The 1,228-nt window shown below is 45.5% G+C and carries 1 pseudogene; it reads left to right on the forward strand.

Going from position 1 to position 1,228, the window contains the following annotated elements:
- Positions 1-1,228: pseudogene (locus A3738_RS28515) on the forward strand (hypothetical protein); the annotation flags it as partial.

Here is a 1,228-nt window from a genome sequence, read left to right on the forward strand (position 1 = left end):
CCCTAACCCTATCGGTGAGAAGCAAAAAATGGAGAGCCCTAGCAACGAGTTCTCCTCGTATAGTGGCGCACACAGTGGCTATCACAATACATTTCTAGAATATTCTACAAAGCTAGGTTTTGGTGACGTCTACCTCATTGGCCCAGACGGCCGAATAAACTACTCATTAAAAAAAGGCTTTGAGCTAGGCACGAATATCATAAATGGGCCGTTCGCGAGCTCAGGATTAGGACGTGCGTTCAACGGTGCGCTGAATGCCGAACAAGGTCAATTAGTATTCGAGGACTTTAGCGCTTATACCCCCTTATTCGAAGCGCAAGCCGCGTTCATTGCCACGCCTATCGTTAAGTTCAAACGCGTACGTGGCGTTATCGCTGTTCAATTCCCTATCGACAAAATCGACCAAATCATGACAAATGGTCATGCATGGAAAGAAGTAGGGTTTGGTGAAACCGGCGAAGCCTATCTAGTAGGTTCTGACTCAAAGCTACGCAATACAATGCGTCTCAACGACGAAAACCCTGAGCGCTACTTCGAGCGCCTCCAAGCAAGCAGCATAGATAGCGACACGATTGATCAGATTAAATCTCTCGGTTCCGGAATCGGCTTACACACTATTGACACTACTGCGACACAGAATGCTCTTTCGGGCAAATCGGGCTTTGCTAGCATCACTCAACAAGATGGTCGAGAAGTGTTGTCTGCCTATGCTCCAATCAATGTTGAGGGTTTCAATTGGGCCATCATTAGCGAAATTGATAAAAACGAAGCCTTCTCAGCAGCATCTGCGCTTGCACAGGACTTAAGCGTAAGCCTTTTGTTACTTACCATCATTGTCGCAGCGCTTGCCGCCATACTTATTTGGTTTAGCGCTAATTTATTATTCAAGCCATTAGAAAATATGGGCGATAAAATGCATGACATTGCGCATGGCGATGCGACCTTATCTAGTCGTCTGAATGAAGACGGCGACAATGAAATATCCGGTTTTGCTAAAAGCTTTAATGTTTTCGTTGAAAAGCTTGCAACACTTGTTGAACGCACTGAAGAAACATCTCGATCCCTAAGCAGCCAAGCAAATCAATTGACTGACTTATCGCGAACAGGAAACCAACAAGCCATACAACAACGTCAACAGATTGAGAATATTCAGGCTGCGATCAGCCAAATTCTGGATAGTATTACTAGTAACGCCGAACGCGCAAATCTAGCGTCAGATGCTGCCAAC

This window comes from Oleiphilus sp. HI0066 (assembly GCF_001635725.1).